We start from the raw sequence: 15667 nt of genomic DNA, 5'->3' as shown, positions 1-15667 counted from the left end.
CCTGACGTGCAATCCGTTGGGGGTCAACGCTTGCAAGACGTGAGTACGGAAGAATTTTTGGAAAAAGGAGAATGGCTCCCCGGGCCGGACTCGAACCAGCGACCCAGCGGTTAACAGCCGCTTGCTCTACCAACTGAGCTACCGGGGAACACTCTCGAGCGATGTCCTGCATCGCGTCGGTGGCGAGCATATAGCAAACGGATGCCCGCCTTGCCAAGGGCCTTGTCCCAAAAACTTTTCCACAAGCGGGGTTTTCAACGCATTGCGCGCGCATGTGGCGGGAAATGCACCTGCGCTTGTTGCGCGGACCGTGCCGGGTTATGACTTGGCCTCCGGTCCTTCCCGCGCAGGCTCAAGCCTCAAGGGAAGGGGAAAGTCGGAATGCGGTGGGGGAGGACCCAATCCGGGCTCCCGAATCCGCAGCTGCCCCCGCAACTGTGAGCGGCGAGCCCCCTTGCGCAGACCACTGGACACGCATCGTGTCCGGGAAGGGCAAGGACCGGCGACGACCCGTAAGCCAGGAGACGAGCCGGAACGGGAAAAACGTCGCAAGCCGTCGGGTGGACGGCAGGAGGCCTGCCATATGATTTCGCATTTCGCCGGACGGGCATTTTCCGTCGGCTCCTGTCCCGCAATTCGTCTGCCGTCGGGCGTGCGGCATCCATGACCGTTCCCGCCGCGCATTGCGTGTTGGTGACGGGCGGCGCGCGCTCGGGCAAGAGCGTCTATGCGGAAGCATTGATTCGCGACAGCCGGCTCGCGCCCGTCTATGTGGCGACCTGCACCCCCCATGACGCAGAAATGGAAGAGCGTGTGGCGCGTCACCGTATCCAGCGCGGCGACGGCTGGGCAACGATCGAGGAACAGCGCGCCATCGCCGATGTGATCGCGCGCGAAAGCACGCCCGAACGCGCGATCCTCGTCGACTGTCTGACGCTCTGGCTCTCCAACCTGATGTTCGCCGAGGCCGATATCGAGGCGGAAACGGCTGCGCTGGTGTCGGCCCTTGCCGCGGCAGCCGGCCCCGTCGTTTGCGTCACCAATGAAGTCGGCTCGGGCATCGTGCCGGAAAATGCCCTGGCGCGCCGCTTTCGCGATGCGCAGGGGCGCCTCAACAGATCCATTGCCGAGGCGGCGGACGCGGTGGTGCTGATCGCCGCCGGCCTGCCGCTCGTGCTCAAACCGTCCCACGCTCAACCGGAGATCCGCCTATGACCGCGTCCTCTCAAACGCCGAAGCCGAAAATTCCCGCCACGATCATTACCGGATTTCTGGGAGCGGGAAAGACGACGCTGCTGTCCAACCTGCTGCGCGAGGCCAAGGGAAAGCGCATCGCGCTGATCGTCAACGAGTTCGGCGACATGGGCTTCGACGGTTCGCTGGTCGACGGCTGTGCGGACCCCGATTGCGCGGCGGAGGATGTGGTGGAACTCACCAATGGCTGCATCTGCTGCACGGTGGCCGACGATTTCCTCCCCACCATGGAGATGCTGATTGCGCGCGACGACGCACCCGATCACATCGTCATCGAGACGTCCGGCCTGGCGCTGCCGCAGCCGCTGGTGCGGGCGTTTTCCTGGCCGAGCGTGAAAACCCGCGTGACCGTCGATGCCGTGGTGACAGTGGTCGATACGGCGGCGGTCGCGGAAGGGCGCGTTGCGAGCGACGAGGCGGCAGTCGCAGCGCAACGCGCCGCAGATGATGCGCTCGATCATGACAGTCCGGTCGAGGAACTCTTCGAAGACCAGCTCGCCTGTGCCGACCTCGTGGTGCTGAACAAGGCGGACCTGGTCGATGCCGCAGCGCTTGAAGCGGTGCGGACCCGCGTCGCGGCGCGCCTGCGCCCGGCGGTTGAGATCGTCACGGCGGAAAAGGGCATTCTCGCAGCCGACGTGCTGCTTGGCCGGGCAAGTGCCGCGGAAGACGACATGGACGGCCGCAAGAGCCATCACGAGGCGCAGCACGACCATCACCGCGATCATGACGATGATCACGATCACGACCACGACCACGACCACCATCACCATCATCACGATCATGACCACGATGCCTTCGAAAGCCATGTCGTGGCGCTTCCGTCGGTTGCCTCGCTGGCCGACCTGAAGGCGCGGGTGGAAGCGGCGATGGCGACCCCCGGCGTGCTTCGGATCAAGGGCGCGGTGGCGATCGACGGCAAGGCGGCACCGGCGATGGTGCAGGCGGTCGGCCCGCGCGTGGAAACCTGGTTCGCCCGCGATGCGCGCGGCACGGGGCAGCTGGTGGTGATTGGCCTCGCCGGCTTCGACCTCGGTCGCGCCCGCGCGATCCTCACCGACGCGCTGGCGGCCTGAGCCAAACGGCACGCGATCCGTCGCGGCAGGAGGAGACGACATGCATATCCTGGCCGGGCGCAGCGGGCGCATCGACGAGGGCGACGAGGCGGTCGATCTGGAGCAGACGCCCGCCGATGTCGTCTTTCTCTCCGCAGCCGATACGGAGCTTGCCTCGCTTGCGGGCGCTGCGCGTCGTCTGGGCGGGGAGGCACCTTCGCTGCGCCTTGCCAGCCTGCTTGCGCTGTCGCATCCCTATTCGGTCGATCTCTACGCGGATGCGACGCTCAGGGGATCGCGGCTGGTGATCGTCAGGCTGCTGGGCGGTGCGGAATACTGGCCCTACGGTCTGGAGCGGCTCGGCGAGCTTGCCAATGGCTATGGCGTCAAGCTCGCCGTGATGCCGGGCGACGACCGCTGGGACGCCGATCTTGCCGCACGCTCCACGCTGGACACCGACGAGGTGCACCGGTTGTGGCGTTATTGCGCGGAAGGGGGCGCGGACAATCTCGCCAATCTCCTGTCCCATGCCCGTCACCTGCTCGACGGGACGAGGGAACCCGATCCGCCGCGCACCCTGCCGCGCGCCGGTCTGTTTCGCCCCGGGGCAACCGCTGCCGCATTCGACGACCTCAAGGCGGCGTGGCGCGATCCGGATGCGCCGGTGGCCGCCATCGTCTTTTACCGCGCGCTGATGCAAAGTGCGGCCACGGAGCCGGTGGAGGCGCTTGCCGCAGCGCTTGCCGCGCGCGGGCTGAACCCGCTGCCGGTCTTTGTCGCTTCGCTGAAGGATGCCGAATCCGCCGCCGTTCTCGCCTCGCTGTTCGAGGAGGCCGCCCCCGCCGTCGTGCTCAACGCCACGGCCTTTGCCGTCTCCAAGGCGGGTGTCGCGCATCGGCCGACGCCGCTCGATGCGCCCGGCGCGCCCGTGCTGCAGGTGGTGTTTTCCTCCTCCTCGGAAGAGGGATGGCAGTCCGCCGACCAGGGACTTTCGATCCGCGATCTGGCGATGCATGTGGTGCTGCCGGAAATCGACGGGCGCATCACCACCCGCGCCGTTTCTTTCAAGGAGCAGGGCGAGCGCGACCCGCTCACCCAGTCCTTGCCGGTGCGTTTCGTGCCCAAGGCCGACCGCATCGATTTCGTCGCCGAGCTTGCCGCGCGCATGGCAGCGCTGCGCAGCACGCCGGCGGCGGAAAAGAAACTCGCGCTGATCCTCGCCAACTATCCCAACAAGGACGGGCGGCTCGCCAATGGCGTCGGGCTCGATACGCCCGCTTCCTGCGTTGCGGTGCTGACGGCGCTTCAAGACGCGGGCTACGCGGTTTCGGGTGTACCACGGGATTCGGCCGCGCTGATGGAGGCGATCAGCTCCGGGCCGACCAACGCGCTGGAAGACCGCCGCGCGCGTCACGGCGGAGCAGCGCTTGCGCTCGCGGATTACGCAATTCAGTTCGACCGACTGCCGAAGTCGGTGCGCGATGCGGTGACGCAGCGCTGGGGTGCGCCGGAAGACGACCCTCATGTCGACAACGGTGCGTTCCGTCTCGCGGTCACGGCCTTCGGAAATGCGGTTGTCGGCATTCAGCCCGCGCGTGGCTACAACATCGATCCGAAAGCGACCTATCACGACCCGGATCTCGTTCCGCCGCATCACTATTTCGCCTTCTACATCTGGCTGCGCGAGGTGCTCGGCGTCCATGCGGTCGTGCATCTGGGCAAGCACGGCAATCTGGAATGGCTGCCCGGCAAGGCGCTGGCACTGTCGCAAGACTGTTTTCCCGAAGCCGTGCTCGGGCCGGTGCCGAACGTCTATCCCTTCATCGTCAACGATCCGGGCGAGGGCGCACAGGCGAAACGGCGCAATGCCGCCGTCATCGTCGATCACCTGACGCCGCCGATGACGCGGGCTGAAAGTCACGGCGTTTCCGGTGACCTGGAGGTGCTGCTCGACGAGTATTATCTGGCGCAAGGGGTCGATCCGCGCCGCCTCAAGGCGCTGACCCGCGACATTCTGGACACCGCGACCCGCCACGGTCTCGACCGCGATATCGGCCTCACCGACGACATGGACGAGGAAACGCGCCTGGCGCGGCTCGACGCGCATCTCTGCGATCTCAAGGAATTGCAGATCCGCGACGGGCTGCATGTTCTGGGCCATGCGCCCGAAGGGCGGCTTCTGACCGATTTGCTGTCGGCGATGGTGCGCGTTCCGCGTGGCGAGGGCGCCGAAAACGCCGGGATCACCCGCGCGCTGACGCAGGATCTGGGACTCACCTCGGCGTCATCCCGGCCAAGCAACGCGCGAGCCGGGATCGGAGAGCCGGAAGACGATGAGGGGACCGTGGCTCCCCGATCCCGGATCTCCGCTGACGCTCCGTCCGGGATGACGAAAGACGGCGAGGCGTTCGATCCGCTCGACTGCGCTTTCGAGGCGGCCTGGCAGGGAGCAAGGCCAGATGCGCTGGCCCGTGTCTCTGATGCGCCCTGGCGCAGTGCGGGCGATACGGTGGAGCGGCTGGAGCTGCTGGCCGCTGACGTGATCGCACGCGGCGAGGCGCCTGAGGGCTGGACCGCGACGCGCGCGGTGCTTGGCGAGATCGAGACGCGGATCGCTCCGGCGGTGGTTTCCTCCGGCGCGGGCGAGATGCGAGGGCTTCTCGACGCGCTTGGCGGACGCTTCGTGCCGCCCGGTCCTTCCGGCGCGCCGACGCGGGGGCGCCCGGATGTGCTGCCGACGGGGCGCAATTTCTACTCCGTCGACGTGCGCGCGGTGCCGACACAGACCTCCTGGAAGATCGGCGCGGCCAGCGCGGAACGGCTGGTCGAGCGGCATTTCCAGGACGAGGGCGAGTATCCGCAGGCCGTGGTGCTGACCTGCTGGGGCACGGCCAACATGCGCACCGGCGGCGACGATGTGGCGCAGGCGCTGGCGCTGATCGGCACGCGGCCGAAATGGGAGCCGGGCTCGGGGCGAGTGACCGGCTTCGACATCCTGTCGCTCTCGGATCTCGGACGGCCGCGCATCGACGTGACGCTTCGGATCTCCGGCTTTTTCCGCGACGCCTTCCCGCATCAGATCGACCTGTTCCAGTCGGCCGTCGCGGCAATCGCGGCGCTCGACGAGCCGGCGGACGCCAATCCACTGGCCCACGCGGTGCGGGTCGAGACGAAGCGGCTGACGGAAGCCGGCGAACCGGCGGACGGTGCGGCGCGCAAGGCCGTCTACCGCGTCTTCGGCTCCAAGCCCGGCGCCTATGGTGCGGGCCTTCAGGCGCTGATCGACGAGGGCGTGTGGTCGAACCGCGCCGACTTCGCCGATGCGTTTCTGGCGTGGGGCGGTTACGCCTATGGCGGCGGCGCTCAGGGCGAGGGCGCTCGGGACGCGCTGGAGACGCGCCTGTCGCAGGTCGATGCGGTTCTGCACAATCAGGACAACCGCGAGCACGATCTTCTCGACAGCGACGACTACTACCAGTTCGAGGGCGGACTGGCGGCGACGGTTGAAACGCTGAAGGGCGATGCGCCGAAGGTCTATCACAACGACCATTCGCGGCCCGAGCGTCCGGTGATCCGTACGCTGTCGGAGGAGATCGGCCGGGTGGTGCGCGGGCGCGCGGCCAACCCGAAATGGATCGCCGGCGTCATGCGCCACGGTTACAAGGGGGCCTTCGAGATCGCGGCGACGGTCGACTATCTTTTCGCCTTCGCGGCGACGACCCATGCGGTCGGGGACCATCACTTCGACCAGCTGTATGATGCCTATCTGGATGACGAGGCGGTGCGGGATTTTCTCGCAGATGCCAATCCCAAGGCGCTTGAGGAAATCACGGCGCGCTTCCGCGAGGCGGTGGAGCGCGGCCTCTGGACGCCGCGGCGCAATTCGACGCGCGCGGCACTGACTTTGACACAAGGGGAGACGATCGGGTGAGCGACAAAAAAGCGGAAATGACCGAAGAGGAACTGAACGCCCGTCACGCCGACAAGATGCGCAAGAAAAAGGCCGCGCGTGACAAGATCATGGCGACCAAGACCATCGAGAAGGGGCTGCTGATCGTCCACACCGGCAAGGGCAAGGGCAAGTCGACGGCCGGTTTCGGCATGATCTTCCGTTCGCTCGGACACGGCCACAAGGTCGCCGTCGTGCAATTCGTCAAGGGGCGGATCGAAACCGGCGAACGCATGGCGCTCGACCGCTTCTCCGATCTCGTGACGATCAAGCGCATGGGCGAGGGCTTCACTTGGGAAACCCAGGACCGCCAGCGCGACATCGATGCGGCGCGTCAGGCCTGGGAAGCGGCCAAGGACATGATCCGCTCGCGCGAGTATCGCATTGTGCTCTGCGATGAACTCAACATCGTGCTGCGCTACGATTACCTGCCGATCGACGAGGTTGTTGCCTTCCTGCGCGATGAAAAGCCCGAGGATGTCCATGTCGTCATCACCGGTCGCAACGCCAAGGACGAACTGATCGAGGCCGCCGACCTGGTGACCGAGATGACCCAGATCAAGCACCCCTTCCGCTCCGGCGTGAAGCCGCAGGAGGGGATCGAGTTTTGAGGCGCCTACGCGCGCTTCCCGTCAATATCCGGATGGAATGACCGCAATGAAGCTCTTCAGCTCCGATCTTCGCCGTGCCTCGCCCAAGCACGCGGAGCTGGTGCGCCGCTACGAGCTCTTTCGCACGGTCGTGGAGTTTCTCGCGGCGCTGATGTTCGTGATCGGGAGCGTGCTCTTCTTTTCCGACAGCCTGCTTTTCGCCGGGACCTGGCTGTTCCTCATCGGCTCGATCCTCTTCGCGGTGCGCCCGACGATCCGTCTTGCGCTCGAACTGCATCTGACGCGTCTGCCCGTGCCGGACGAGTTTCGCCCCTATGGTGCGCGACCGGAAACACAGGATCGCACGTGAGCAGGACCCGCACCCCCGCCCTGATGATCCAGGGCACTGGCTCGAACGTCGGCAAGAGCCTGATCGTCGCCGGGCTGTGCCGGCTTTTCGCCAACCGGGGCATGACGGTGCGCCCCTTCAAGCCGCAGAACATGTCGAACAACGCTGCCGTGACCTCCGACGGCGGAGAGATCGGCCGTGCGCAGGCGCTGCAGGCGCTGGGCGCGCGGCTGCCGCTCACCGTTCACATGAACCCGGTGCTGCTGAAGCCGGAAACCGACGTCGGCGCGCAGGTGATCGTGCAGGGCAGGCGCGCCGGCACCATGCGCGCGCGCGAATACGGAAGCCGCAAGGCGGAGCTTCTGCCGAAGGTGCTGGAGAGTTTCGCGCGCATGGGCGACGGCGCGGATCTCGTGCTGGTCGAGGGCGCGGGCTCGCCGGCGGAAATCAATCTCAGGGCCGGCGATATCGCCAACATGGGCTTTGCGGAAGCCGCCGACATTCCCGTCGCCCTTTGCGGCGATATCGACCGGGGCGGAGTGATCGCCTCGCTGGTCGGCACGCATACGATCCTGCCCGACGACGAGCGCGCACGGATAAAGGCGTTTTTCGTCAATCGCTTCCGGGGCGATGTCACGCTCTTCGACGAGGGCGTCGCGGAAATCGCAAAACGGACCGGCTGGGCGTCGCTTGGTGTGGTCCCGTGGTTCGCCGACGCCCGCAAGCTGCCGGCGGAGGATGCGCTCGGGCTGGAAGACGGAACGGGCAAGGGCGAGGTGACAATCGTCGTGCCGGTGATCAGCCGGATCGCCAATTTCGACGATCTCGACCCGCTCAGGCTGGAGCCGGGCGTCTCGCTCAGGCTGGTGCAGCCGGGCGACCCGCTGCCGGGAGACTCTGATGTCGTGCTGCTGCCGGGGTCGAAATCCACGGTCGGCGATCTCGCCTTCTTTCGCCAACAGGGCTGGGACGTCGATCTTGCCGCCCATGTTCGGCGTGGCGGACGGGTCGTCGGGATCTGCGGCGGCTATCAGATGCTCGGCCGGACCATTTCGGACCCCGATGGTATCGAGGGGCCGTCCGGCACGGTTCAAGGGCTGGGGCTGCTCGATGTCGAGACGGTGCTCACCCCCGACAAGCGGCTGGTCGAGGTGACGGGCCGGCACGCGCCAAGCGGTGCGGCGCTGTCAGGCTACGAGATCCATATCGGACGAACGCAAGGCGGCGATTGCGCGCGGCCCTTCGCGCATGTGATGTCGGGCGGCGACCCAAAACACCCGGATGGTGCGGTGTCACCTGACGGGCGTATCTGCGGAACCTATCTCCACGGACTGTTCGGCTCGGACGACTTCCGCGCAGGATTCCTGAAGGAACTGGGGGCTGGATCGTCGCTCGGCTACGAGCGCGAGATCGACGCGACGCTGGATGCGCTTGCCGGGCATCTGGAAGGATGCATGGACATTGAGGCGCTTCTGGAGATTGCAGGGAAATAGAAATCGTGTCGGGGGATCATCCTTCTAAGATTCCAGTCACGGGATGTTGAAATTTTCAGGAGTTTTTATGCCATTTGCCTTGTTGCTGGTACGTTTTTTCGCGGCTTATGTCTTTGTGGCTCTGCTTGGTGTTGTCCCCCACGGACTCAGACTTGGCTACGGTGTCGGGGCCGGATTGGCCGGACTCGCGTCCTCGACCCTGATTCTGGCTGTTCTGCTGTTCTCGATCGTGCTGATGCTCTTCCCGCGCAGCTTTCTGCTCGGGCTTGGCTTCGGCCGTGCTGACGCTGATGGAAAGCCGGGTCTCGCGGACGGTTTCGAAGTTGTCTGCGTTGCGCTGCTGGGTCTCTATTTGCTCGTCATCAGCATGAGGGATGTCGTTGTCTGGGCCGTGACCTATCTTTCGATTGAAAGTCAGGCAACCTATCGAAACGCTGCGTCCGACTGGGTGGCGCAGCAATGGCCGGGTCTGGTCGGAAGCATTCTGGTTGCGCTCGCAGGGGGCATATTGATCCTCGGTCCCGGCAAGGTCGCCGGCATGCTGCGTGCGCTCCGAAACTGGCGGCCGGGGCAGGAAAAGGCTTAGGCGTAGGCCGCCTGTGCGTCAGCCCGTGCCGCGCTGCCAGACCAGCAGCCGGTTGTTCGCCGGCATCGCGGTGTCGGCGGCGAGCGTCATTTCCTGCTCGTAGGCGAGATCGTCGAGGGTTTCGAAGTCGCGAATGCCGCTTTCGGGGTTACGGGTTCTTAGCTGGGCATCGAAGTCCGCATTGCTTTGCGTCGTGAAGTCGCCACCGTATTTCATCGGCCCGTAGACGCAGCAAATTCCGCCCGGCGCAAGCACCTCTCCGACACGCGCGAAGAAGTGCTCCACATGTGTAAACGACATGATGTGCAAGGTGTTTGCGGTAAAGATCGCGTCGAAGGCTTCCGGGCTCACGGCTTCCGGAACGGGCCAGGGCGGGGCGGCGACATCGAGGGCAAGCGGTGGCGGCGTGCGCGGGTTGCCCTCCGCTTCAAGCCGCGCGGCGATGCCGGGAACGGCGTCGGCGAGGTCGCTGCACTGCCAGACGATATGGGGCAGGGCCTTTGTGACATGCACCGCATGCTGGCCCGTGCCGCTGCCGATTTCCAGGACGCGCGCGCGGGCCGCGAGATGCGGGCGGATGGCGTCGAGGATGGCGTCCTTGTTGCGCTCGGCAGCGGGGGCGTGGGGGAGCATGTCGATCCTTTCAAAGGCTGAGCGAAAGGACAGCCAGAAGCGCGACGAGGCCGATCTGCAAGGCGCAGGCGAAGATCATCGCCTTTAGCGCGCGGGCGATATCCCCGGCTGTCGCATCGCGGCGCCCGTCCGCGTTCATATAGGGGTCGTCGACGTTGTAGCCAGCGTAGGCGCGCGGCCCGGCGAGCGCCAGTCCGAGAACGGCTGCCATCGCCGCTTCCGGCCAGCCGGCATTGGGCGAACGGTGCTTCGCGGCGTCGCGGCGCATGATCGCGAGAGAGGCGCCGATGCTCTTGCCGAAGAGCGGGGCGGAGAGGGCGAGCAGACATCCGGCGATCCGCGATGCCGGAAGATTGACCAGATCGTCGAAACGCGCGGAGGCCCAGCCGAAGGCGCGGTGGCGGTCCGTCTTGTGGCCGATCATGGAATCGGCGGTGTTGACCGCCTTGTAGGCAAGAAGGCCCGGAAGCCCGAGCAGCAGGAACCAGAAAGCCGGTGCGACCACGCCGTCGGCATGGTTTTCGGCGCAGGATTCGATTGCGGCGCGTGCGACTCCGGCCTCGTCAAGCTGTTCGGGGTCGCGGCCGACGATCATGGCGACCGCCTTGCGCCCGCCTTCAAGTCCGCCCTGCGAGAGACCGTCGCGCACGGCCGCGACATGATCGTAGAGACTGCGTTGGGCAATGAAGACGGCGCCAACCAGAACGATCCCGATCTCGCCAAAGGGAAGCCCGCGAAAAATCACCTCCAGCAAAGCGCCGGTGAGCAGCGTGCAGGCAACAAGCGCGAACAGGAAGATGGCACCGTAGAGTTTTCGCCGGCTCTCCGGCGCGTCGGGCGTGTTGAAATCCTGATCGACGATCTCGATGATTTTGCCAAAGAGCACCACCGGATGGGGAACATGCCGCCACAGCCACGGGGGATCTCCGACGAGCGCGTCGAGCAGAAGCGCAAGGAGGACCAGAAGGGCCGTGTCGGAAAAGAGCAGCATCGCCGCCTATCCCGTCGCCGGTGAAAGGGCGCGGGCGAGCGCATCGTCCAGCCACGCGAGCGGGGCCGCGCCACCGGGAAGCCCGATCCTGAGCCAGGTCGGGGCATAGTCGAAGGTCCGCGTCCAGATCCGCTGTCGCGCCAGCGCCTCATGAACAGCGGCCGCGTTGCGCGTGCCGGCAAGCACATAAAGCGGCGTGCCGCCGAAGACGCTCAAGCCGCGCATCTGCAGCATCAGGGTCAGATCGGCGGCTTCGTCGGCAAGCTGCGTGCGCATGGCGTTCTGCCAACTTTTGTCGGCGAGGGCGCGCGTGCCGATCTCGATGGCCGGGCCGGACACCGCCCAGCTTTCCAGCGAGGCGGACAGAGCCGCTGCAACACCGGGAGGTGCGGCGGCGAAGCCGAGGCGCACGCCGGCCAGTCCGTAGAACTTGCCGAAGGAGCGAAGCACCAGCACCGGAACGTCGCCCAGGTGCGGCAACACGCTGGCGCCCGGAACACAATCGGCGAAAGCCTCGTCGACGATCAGCAGACCGCCGCGTGCGGCCATTGTCTCGGCATGGTGGCGCAGGCTCTTCGGGTCGACCAGGCGTCCGTCCGGATTGTTCGGATTGACGATGACGATCACGCGCGTGTCATGCGTCGGCTCGAAATAGGGCGAGGTGACCTCGGTGACCTGTCGACCCGCCCGCCGCCAGACATCGCCGTGGCTGGAATAGGTCGGTCCGACGATGGCGACATCCCCGGCTGGAAGACAGGCGGGCAAATGCGGCAGGAGCGCCTGGGTGCCCGGGGCCGCGACCAGCCGGAGGTGGTCGGGCACGCCATAGGCTGCGCGTGCCACCTCCAGCATGCGGTCGTGTGCGCCGCGCGCGGGAAGCCGGGTCCAGGCCGCTTGCGACAGCGGCCAGTCGAGCGGATAGGCATGCGGGTTGATGCCGGTGGAGAGGTCCAGCCAGTCCTGTGCAAGTCCACCATGCCGCGCGATTGCCGCGCCAAGATCGCCGCCGTGTTTCATCGTTTCGAACAGGCTCCCGAATTCGTTCCGGCGGACGGTAAAGCGGCTTTGGCTCCATGCCAAGCGCGATGGAGGTCCCCCGTGTCCAACACGGGAAAAAGGGATTGCAAAGCGGTTATTGTATCGATATATCAAGATTTATGGATATGAATCACGCATTGGACGCTTTGGCCGCGCTCGGCCAGAAGACGCGGCTTGAGGTGTTCCGCCTGCTGGTAAAGGCGGGGACGGACGGCATGCATGCCGGCGAGATCGCCGAGGCGCTCAACGTGCGCCAGAACACCATGTCCGCCAATCTCGCCGTTCTGCTGCGCGCGGGGCTGGTGCGCAACGAGCGCGAGGGACGCACCATCCGCTATGTCGCGGACATGGAAGGGATCCGCGGGCTTCTCGCGTTCCTGATGGAAGACTGTTGCGGCGGCAATCCGCAGATGTGCCAGCCGGTGCTCGACGCGCTCGCCTGCGAGTGCTGAGCGCGGAAACGACAAGGAAACCTGCGATGACCGCATCGACATACAACGTGCTGTTTCTGTGCACGGGAAATTCCGCGCGCTCCATCATGGCCGAAGCAATCATGAACAGGGTGGGCGCGGGGACGTTTCGCGCGTTCTCTGCCGGATCTACCCCGACGGGAGAGGTGCATCCCTATACGCTCGACCTGCTGCGCAAGATGGAGTTCGACACCGCCTTCGCGCGCTCCAAGTCCTGGGACGAATTCGCGGCCGACGGCGCGCCGAAGCTCGATTTCGTCTTTACGGTCTGTGACAACGCCGCCGGCGAAACCTGTCCCGTCTGGCCGGGACAGCCGATGACCGCCCATTGGGGTGTGCCCGATCCGGCCGCCGCAGAAGGCTCGGAAGCCGAGCGCCGCTATGCCTTCGCGGATGCCTATCGCATGCTCGATGCGCGGATCTCCGTCTTCGCCAGCCTGCCTCTTGCGAGCATCGACGGTCTGTCGCTGAAGACCACCCTCGATGACATCGGACGTATCGACGCCAAGGAAAGCCTGACATGACCATCGTGATCCATCACAACCCGGACTGCGGCACCTCGCGCAACGTGCTGGCGGCGATCCGCGCCAGCGGCGAGGAGCCGGTCGTGATCGAATACCTCAAGGAGGGCTGGACCCGCCCGCAACTGCTTGCGCTCTTCGCGGCCGCCGGCCTGACCCCGCGCACCGCATTGCGGACCTCCAAGTCGCTTGCCGAGGAACTCGGCCTCACCGACCCGACCGTCGGCGACGACACGATCCTGGCCGCGATGCTGGAGCATCCGGTGCTGGTCAATCGCCCGATCGTGGCGAGCCCGAAGGGCGTGCGCCTGTGCCGCCCCTCCGAAGCCGTGCTGGAGCTGATCGATGCCTCCAGGCTTGGCGATTTCCGCAAGGAAGATGGCGCGCCGCTGGTCGCGACGCCCGGTGCATGAGATGAGCGATCCCGACGCAGTGCACGACATGCCGGCACTCGATCCGCGGCATCTCGCTCCCGTCGACGTCTCCGCGCTCGCAAGCCCCGGCGATCCGGGCCATCGCCCGCGCATCCTGTTGCTCTACGGATCGCTGCGAAAGCGCTCGTTCTCGCGGCTTGTGGCGGAAGAGGCCGAGCGGCTGCTGAAATGGCACGGCTGCGAGACGCGGGTGTTCGATCCCGGCGGTCTCCCGCTTCCCGATGCGGAAGAACCCGACCATCCCAAGGTCAAGGAATTGCGCGACCTTGCCATGTGGTCGGAAGGCATGGTGTGGGTCTCGCCGGAACGTCACGGCGCCATGACCGGCATCATGAAGGCCCAGATCGACTGGCTGCCGCTGTCGCTTGGGGGCGTGCGCCCGACGCAGGGAAAAACGCTGGCGGTGATGCAGGTCTGCGGCGGGTCGCAAAGCTTCAATGCGGTCAACCAGATGCGCATTCTGGGCCGCTGGATGCGGATGGTGACGATCCCCAACCAGTCCTCGGTGCCCAAGGCCTTCACCGAGTTCGGCGAGGACGACCGGATGAAGCCGTCGCCCTTCTACAACCGCATCGTCGATGTGGTGGAGGAACTGGTGAAATTCACTTGGATGCTGCGCGGCCGCTCCGATTATCTCGTCGACCGCTATTCCGAACGGGTCGAGACGCGTGCGGACTTGTCGAAACGGGTCAACCAGCGCGCGATCTGAGGCTGGATCGGCCGAGGCCCCATTCCGCAGGCCTGCGGCAACGGCGTCACTGGCCGGGCGGACGGGGGATCAGGATCGTTCGCCGCCCGAGGGTGTCCACGGCCATGTAGTGGGTCGACAGCACTATCGGGTTGCCACCCTTTGGGGACCAGCGCGCGTTCGGATTGAAGCCGATCAGCACGTCGAAGTCTTGCGTCCGGATGCGCTCCAGAAAGTCCAGGCCCGCCGGTTGCCCGTTGCGGATGAAGGTGGCGAGGCTGAAGGCGTCGAGCACGAACGCCCGCTCGCCCGCGACGATCGCGAAGGCGGGGTTTTCGGAGGCCAGCAGTCCGTTTTCGGGCAGCCAGCGATCCACCTTGCTCCTGATTTCGGCGATGGTCGGGACGGCGTCCTCGCGGATGGTCTTGAGCGGCGACGGCACGCCCGGCATCCAGCAGGCGAGGAGAATGAGGCTCAGGACCGAAAAGCCCCCTGTCAGGACACGGCGTTCGACCGGGCGGCCGGAAACGGCTGTCGCGGCGAGGATGAGACTGACGGCAGCGAGCGGGATGGCATGATTGCCGGCGATCCCGCGTGAGGAGAATATGACGACGGTGACCAGGGTGACCATCGCGAAGGTAAGGTGAAGCGGCGAACGCCAGTGCTTCGGCGCATCGGCGATCCATTTCGCGAGCGCCAGCAGGAACACGATGCCGACGGCCGGATTGTAGACGGCGAGTTCCTTCGCAAAGCGGGTGATCATCCCGGCCGCGAAGGCGAGGTCGGTGCCGCCGGTTGCCGTGGCCGCAAGCGAATCGAGCATCCGTCCGTCGGACAGGTGCAAGAAGAGCGCCGCAAAGGCCGCGAGCAAGACAAGCGAGCCAAGCGCAAAGCCTGTTGCCGCCCGCCACCGGCGAGAGAAAACCAGCGACAGGAACACGGCCGCCGGCGCATAGACCGTGGAGAATTTCGTATAGAAGGCGAGGACGAAGAGCAGGATCGCAAGGCCTGCGGCGAGCGCGGCGCCACGCGGCGAGGATGGTCTGTCGAGATAAAGGACCAGCCCCCAGAGGCTCAGGGCGGCGGCCAGATAATCGCAGTTCAGGCTGGTGAGATATTGCTGATAGAGCGATGTTGCGAGCGTGAGGCCTGCGATCCCCCACGCCAGCAGATGCGGCACCCCGTGCAGGACCATCAGCCGGGCCATGGCCGCGATCATCATGAGCACGCTGGCCTGCATCAAGACGACACCGGTCAGTGTCGGATCCCCGAAAGCCCGGATCAACAGGCCGTGGAGCATGAAGAACAGCGGCATGTAGCGGGTGCCGCCATAGCCCGTCTCGTCGAGGATGGGGCGATACAAAACGCCGTCGGCGTAGTCGACGGCCAGCGTCATCCAGACACCGCTGGTGGCGGAATCGAACGTGCGCCCCGGCCAGTAATCCAGGGCGAGCTGACCCGCAGCCACGATCCCCAGAACGAGCGTCAGGACCGTTGCGATCCGAAGGGCGAGAGTGTCGGGATGAGAGGGCATGAACGTCCGCTACGGTCTGCGGCGATCAAGGCCGGACAGGGCGCGGTCGGACCCGCGAGCCGGACGCGATCGTGAGCAAGCA

General features: G+C 65.9%; 15 protein-coding genes, 1 tRNA gene and 1 riboswitch. Of the genes, 11 read left to right on the top strand and 5 right to left on the bottom strand.

Annotated features, from left to right (window positions below; translation table 11 throughout):
- Positions 1-72: 72 nt before the first annotated feature.
- Positions 73-148: transfer RNA gene (locus tag G572_RS0118080), tRNA-Asn, on the bottom strand.
- Between the two features lie 168 nt (positions 149-316).
- Positions 317-548: riboswitch (cobalamin riboswitch) on the top strand.
- Between the two features lie 115 nt (positions 549-663).
- On the opposite strand from G572_RS0118080, the gene cobU reads away from it, so the two are divergent.
- From cobU to G572_RS0118045, 7 genes are read left to right on the top strand one after another with little or no spacing between them, the layout of a single operon-like run.
- A complete protein-coding gene (gene cobU, locus G572_RS0118075) occupies positions 664-1215 on the top strand; it encodes a bifunctional adenosylcobinamide kinase/adenosylcobinamide-phosphate guanylyltransferase (RefSeq protein ID WP_029059674.1) in 552 nt (183 codons plus the stop codon).
- Entirely contained in the window at positions 1212-2330 is a 1119-nt protein-coding gene (gene cobW, locus G572_RS0118070) for a cobalamin biosynthesis protein CobW (RefSeq protein WP_029059673.1), read from the top strand. The genes cobU and cobW overlap by 4 nt, the downstream gene beginning before the upstream one ends.
- Before the next feature lie 40 nt (positions 2331-2370).
- The gene (cobN, locus tag G572_RS0118065) at positions 2371-6240 is read left to right on the top strand and encodes a cobaltochelatase subunit CobN (protein ID WP_029059672.1); all 3870 of its coding nucleotides are present in this window, start codon (positions 2371-2373) and stop codon (positions 6238-6240) included.
- A gap of 17 nt (positions 6241-6257) precedes the next feature.
- The gene (gene cobO, locus G572_RS0118060; RefSeq protein ID WP_029059671.1) at positions 6258-6869 is read left to right on the top strand and encodes a cob(I)yrinic acid a,c-diamide adenosyltransferase; all 612 of its coding nucleotides are present in this window, start codon (positions 6258-6260) and stop codon (positions 6867-6869) included.
- A gap of 46 nt (positions 6870-6915) precedes the next feature.
- A complete protein-coding gene (locus G572_RS24595; RefSeq protein ID WP_051242933.1) occupies positions 6916-7218 on the top strand; it encodes a YrhK family protein in 303 nt (100 codons plus the stop codon).
- A 23-nt stretch (positions 7219-7241) separates the two neighbouring features.
- On the top strand, positions 7242-8690 hold the full coding sequence (locus G572_RS0118050) for a cobyric acid synthase (protein ID WP_029059670.1): 1449 nt from the start codon (positions 7242-7244) through the stop codon (positions 8688-8690).
- A gap of 43 nt (positions 8691-8733) precedes the next feature.
- Positions 8734-9276, top strand: a complete 543-nt coding sequence (locus tag G572_RS0118045) for a hypothetical protein (RefSeq protein ID WP_156884722.1) — start codon at positions 8734-8736, stop codon at positions 9274-9276.
- 18 nt (positions 9277-9294) lie between these two features.
- Here the strand turns inward: G572_RS0118045 and G572_RS0118040 are convergent, their stop codons facing one another.
- Genes G572_RS0118040 through cobD form a run of 3 tightly spaced genes read right to left on the bottom strand, consistent with a single transcriptional unit; the run spans position 9295 to position 11917 of the window.
- Positions 9295-9909: a DUF938 domain-containing protein gene (locus tag G572_RS0118040; RefSeq protein WP_029059668.1), complete on the bottom strand. Its 615-nt coding sequence runs from the start codon at positions 9907-9909 to the stop codon at positions 9295-9297.
- Positions 9910-9919: 10 nt separating this feature from the next.
- A complete protein-coding gene (cbiB, locus tag G572_RS0118035) occupies positions 9920-10900 on the bottom strand; it encodes an adenosylcobinamide-phosphate synthase CbiB (protein WP_029059667.1) in 981 nt (326 codons plus the stop codon).
- Positions 10901-10906: 6 nt separating this feature from the next.
- A complete protein-coding gene (gene cobD / locus G572_RS0118030; RefSeq protein WP_029059666.1) occupies positions 10907-11917 on the bottom strand; it encodes a threonine-phosphate decarboxylase CobD in 1011 nt (336 codons plus the stop codon).
- A 140-nt stretch (positions 11918-12057) separates the two neighbouring features.
- On the opposite strand from cobD, the gene G572_RS0118025 reads away from it, so the two are divergent.
- From G572_RS0118025 to arsH, 4 genes are read left to right on the top strand one after another with little or no spacing between them, the layout of a single operon-like run.
- The gene (locus G572_RS0118025; protein ID WP_029059665.1) at positions 12058-12390 is read left to right on the top strand and encodes an ArsR/SmtB family transcription factor; all 333 of its coding nucleotides are present in this window, start codon (positions 12058-12060) and stop codon (positions 12388-12390) included.
- 26 nt (positions 12391-12416) lie between these two features.
- Entirely contained in the window at positions 12417-12932 is a 516-nt protein-coding gene (locus G572_RS0118020) for an arsenate reductase ArsC (protein ID WP_029059664.1), read from the top strand.
- Complete coding sequence (arsC, locus tag G572_RS0118015; protein ID WP_029059663.1) at positions 12929-13342, top strand: arsenate reductase (glutaredoxin); 414 nt, start codon at positions 12929-12931, stop codon at positions 13340-13342. The genes G572_RS0118020 and arsC overlap by 4 nt, the downstream gene beginning before the upstream one ends.
- 1 nt (position 13343) lies before the next feature.
- Positions 13344-14072 (top strand): arsenical resistance protein ArsH, encoded by a 729-nt coding sequence (gene arsH / locus G572_RS0118010; protein WP_029059662.1) that lies wholly within the window; start codon positions 13344-13346, stop codon positions 14070-14072.
- 46 nt (positions 14073-14118) lie between these two features.
- On the opposite strand, the gene G572_RS0118005 is transcribed toward arsH, so the two are convergent.
- Positions 14119-15585 (bottom strand): hypothetical protein, encoded by a 1467-nt coding sequence (locus G572_RS0118005; protein WP_029059661.1) that lies wholly within the window; start codon positions 15583-15585, stop codon positions 14119-14121.
- Positions 15586-15667 lie beyond the last annotated feature (82 nt).

It is taken from the genome of Stappia stellulata DSM 5886, from assembly GCF_000423705.1.
GTDB classification, from domain to species: Bacteria; Pseudomonadota; Alphaproteobacteria; order Rhizobiales; family Stappiaceae; genus Stappia; species Stappia stellulata.
The sequence above is the reverse complement of the archived record's forward strand: the minus strand, read 5'-3'. Positions and strand labels throughout refer to the sequence as shown.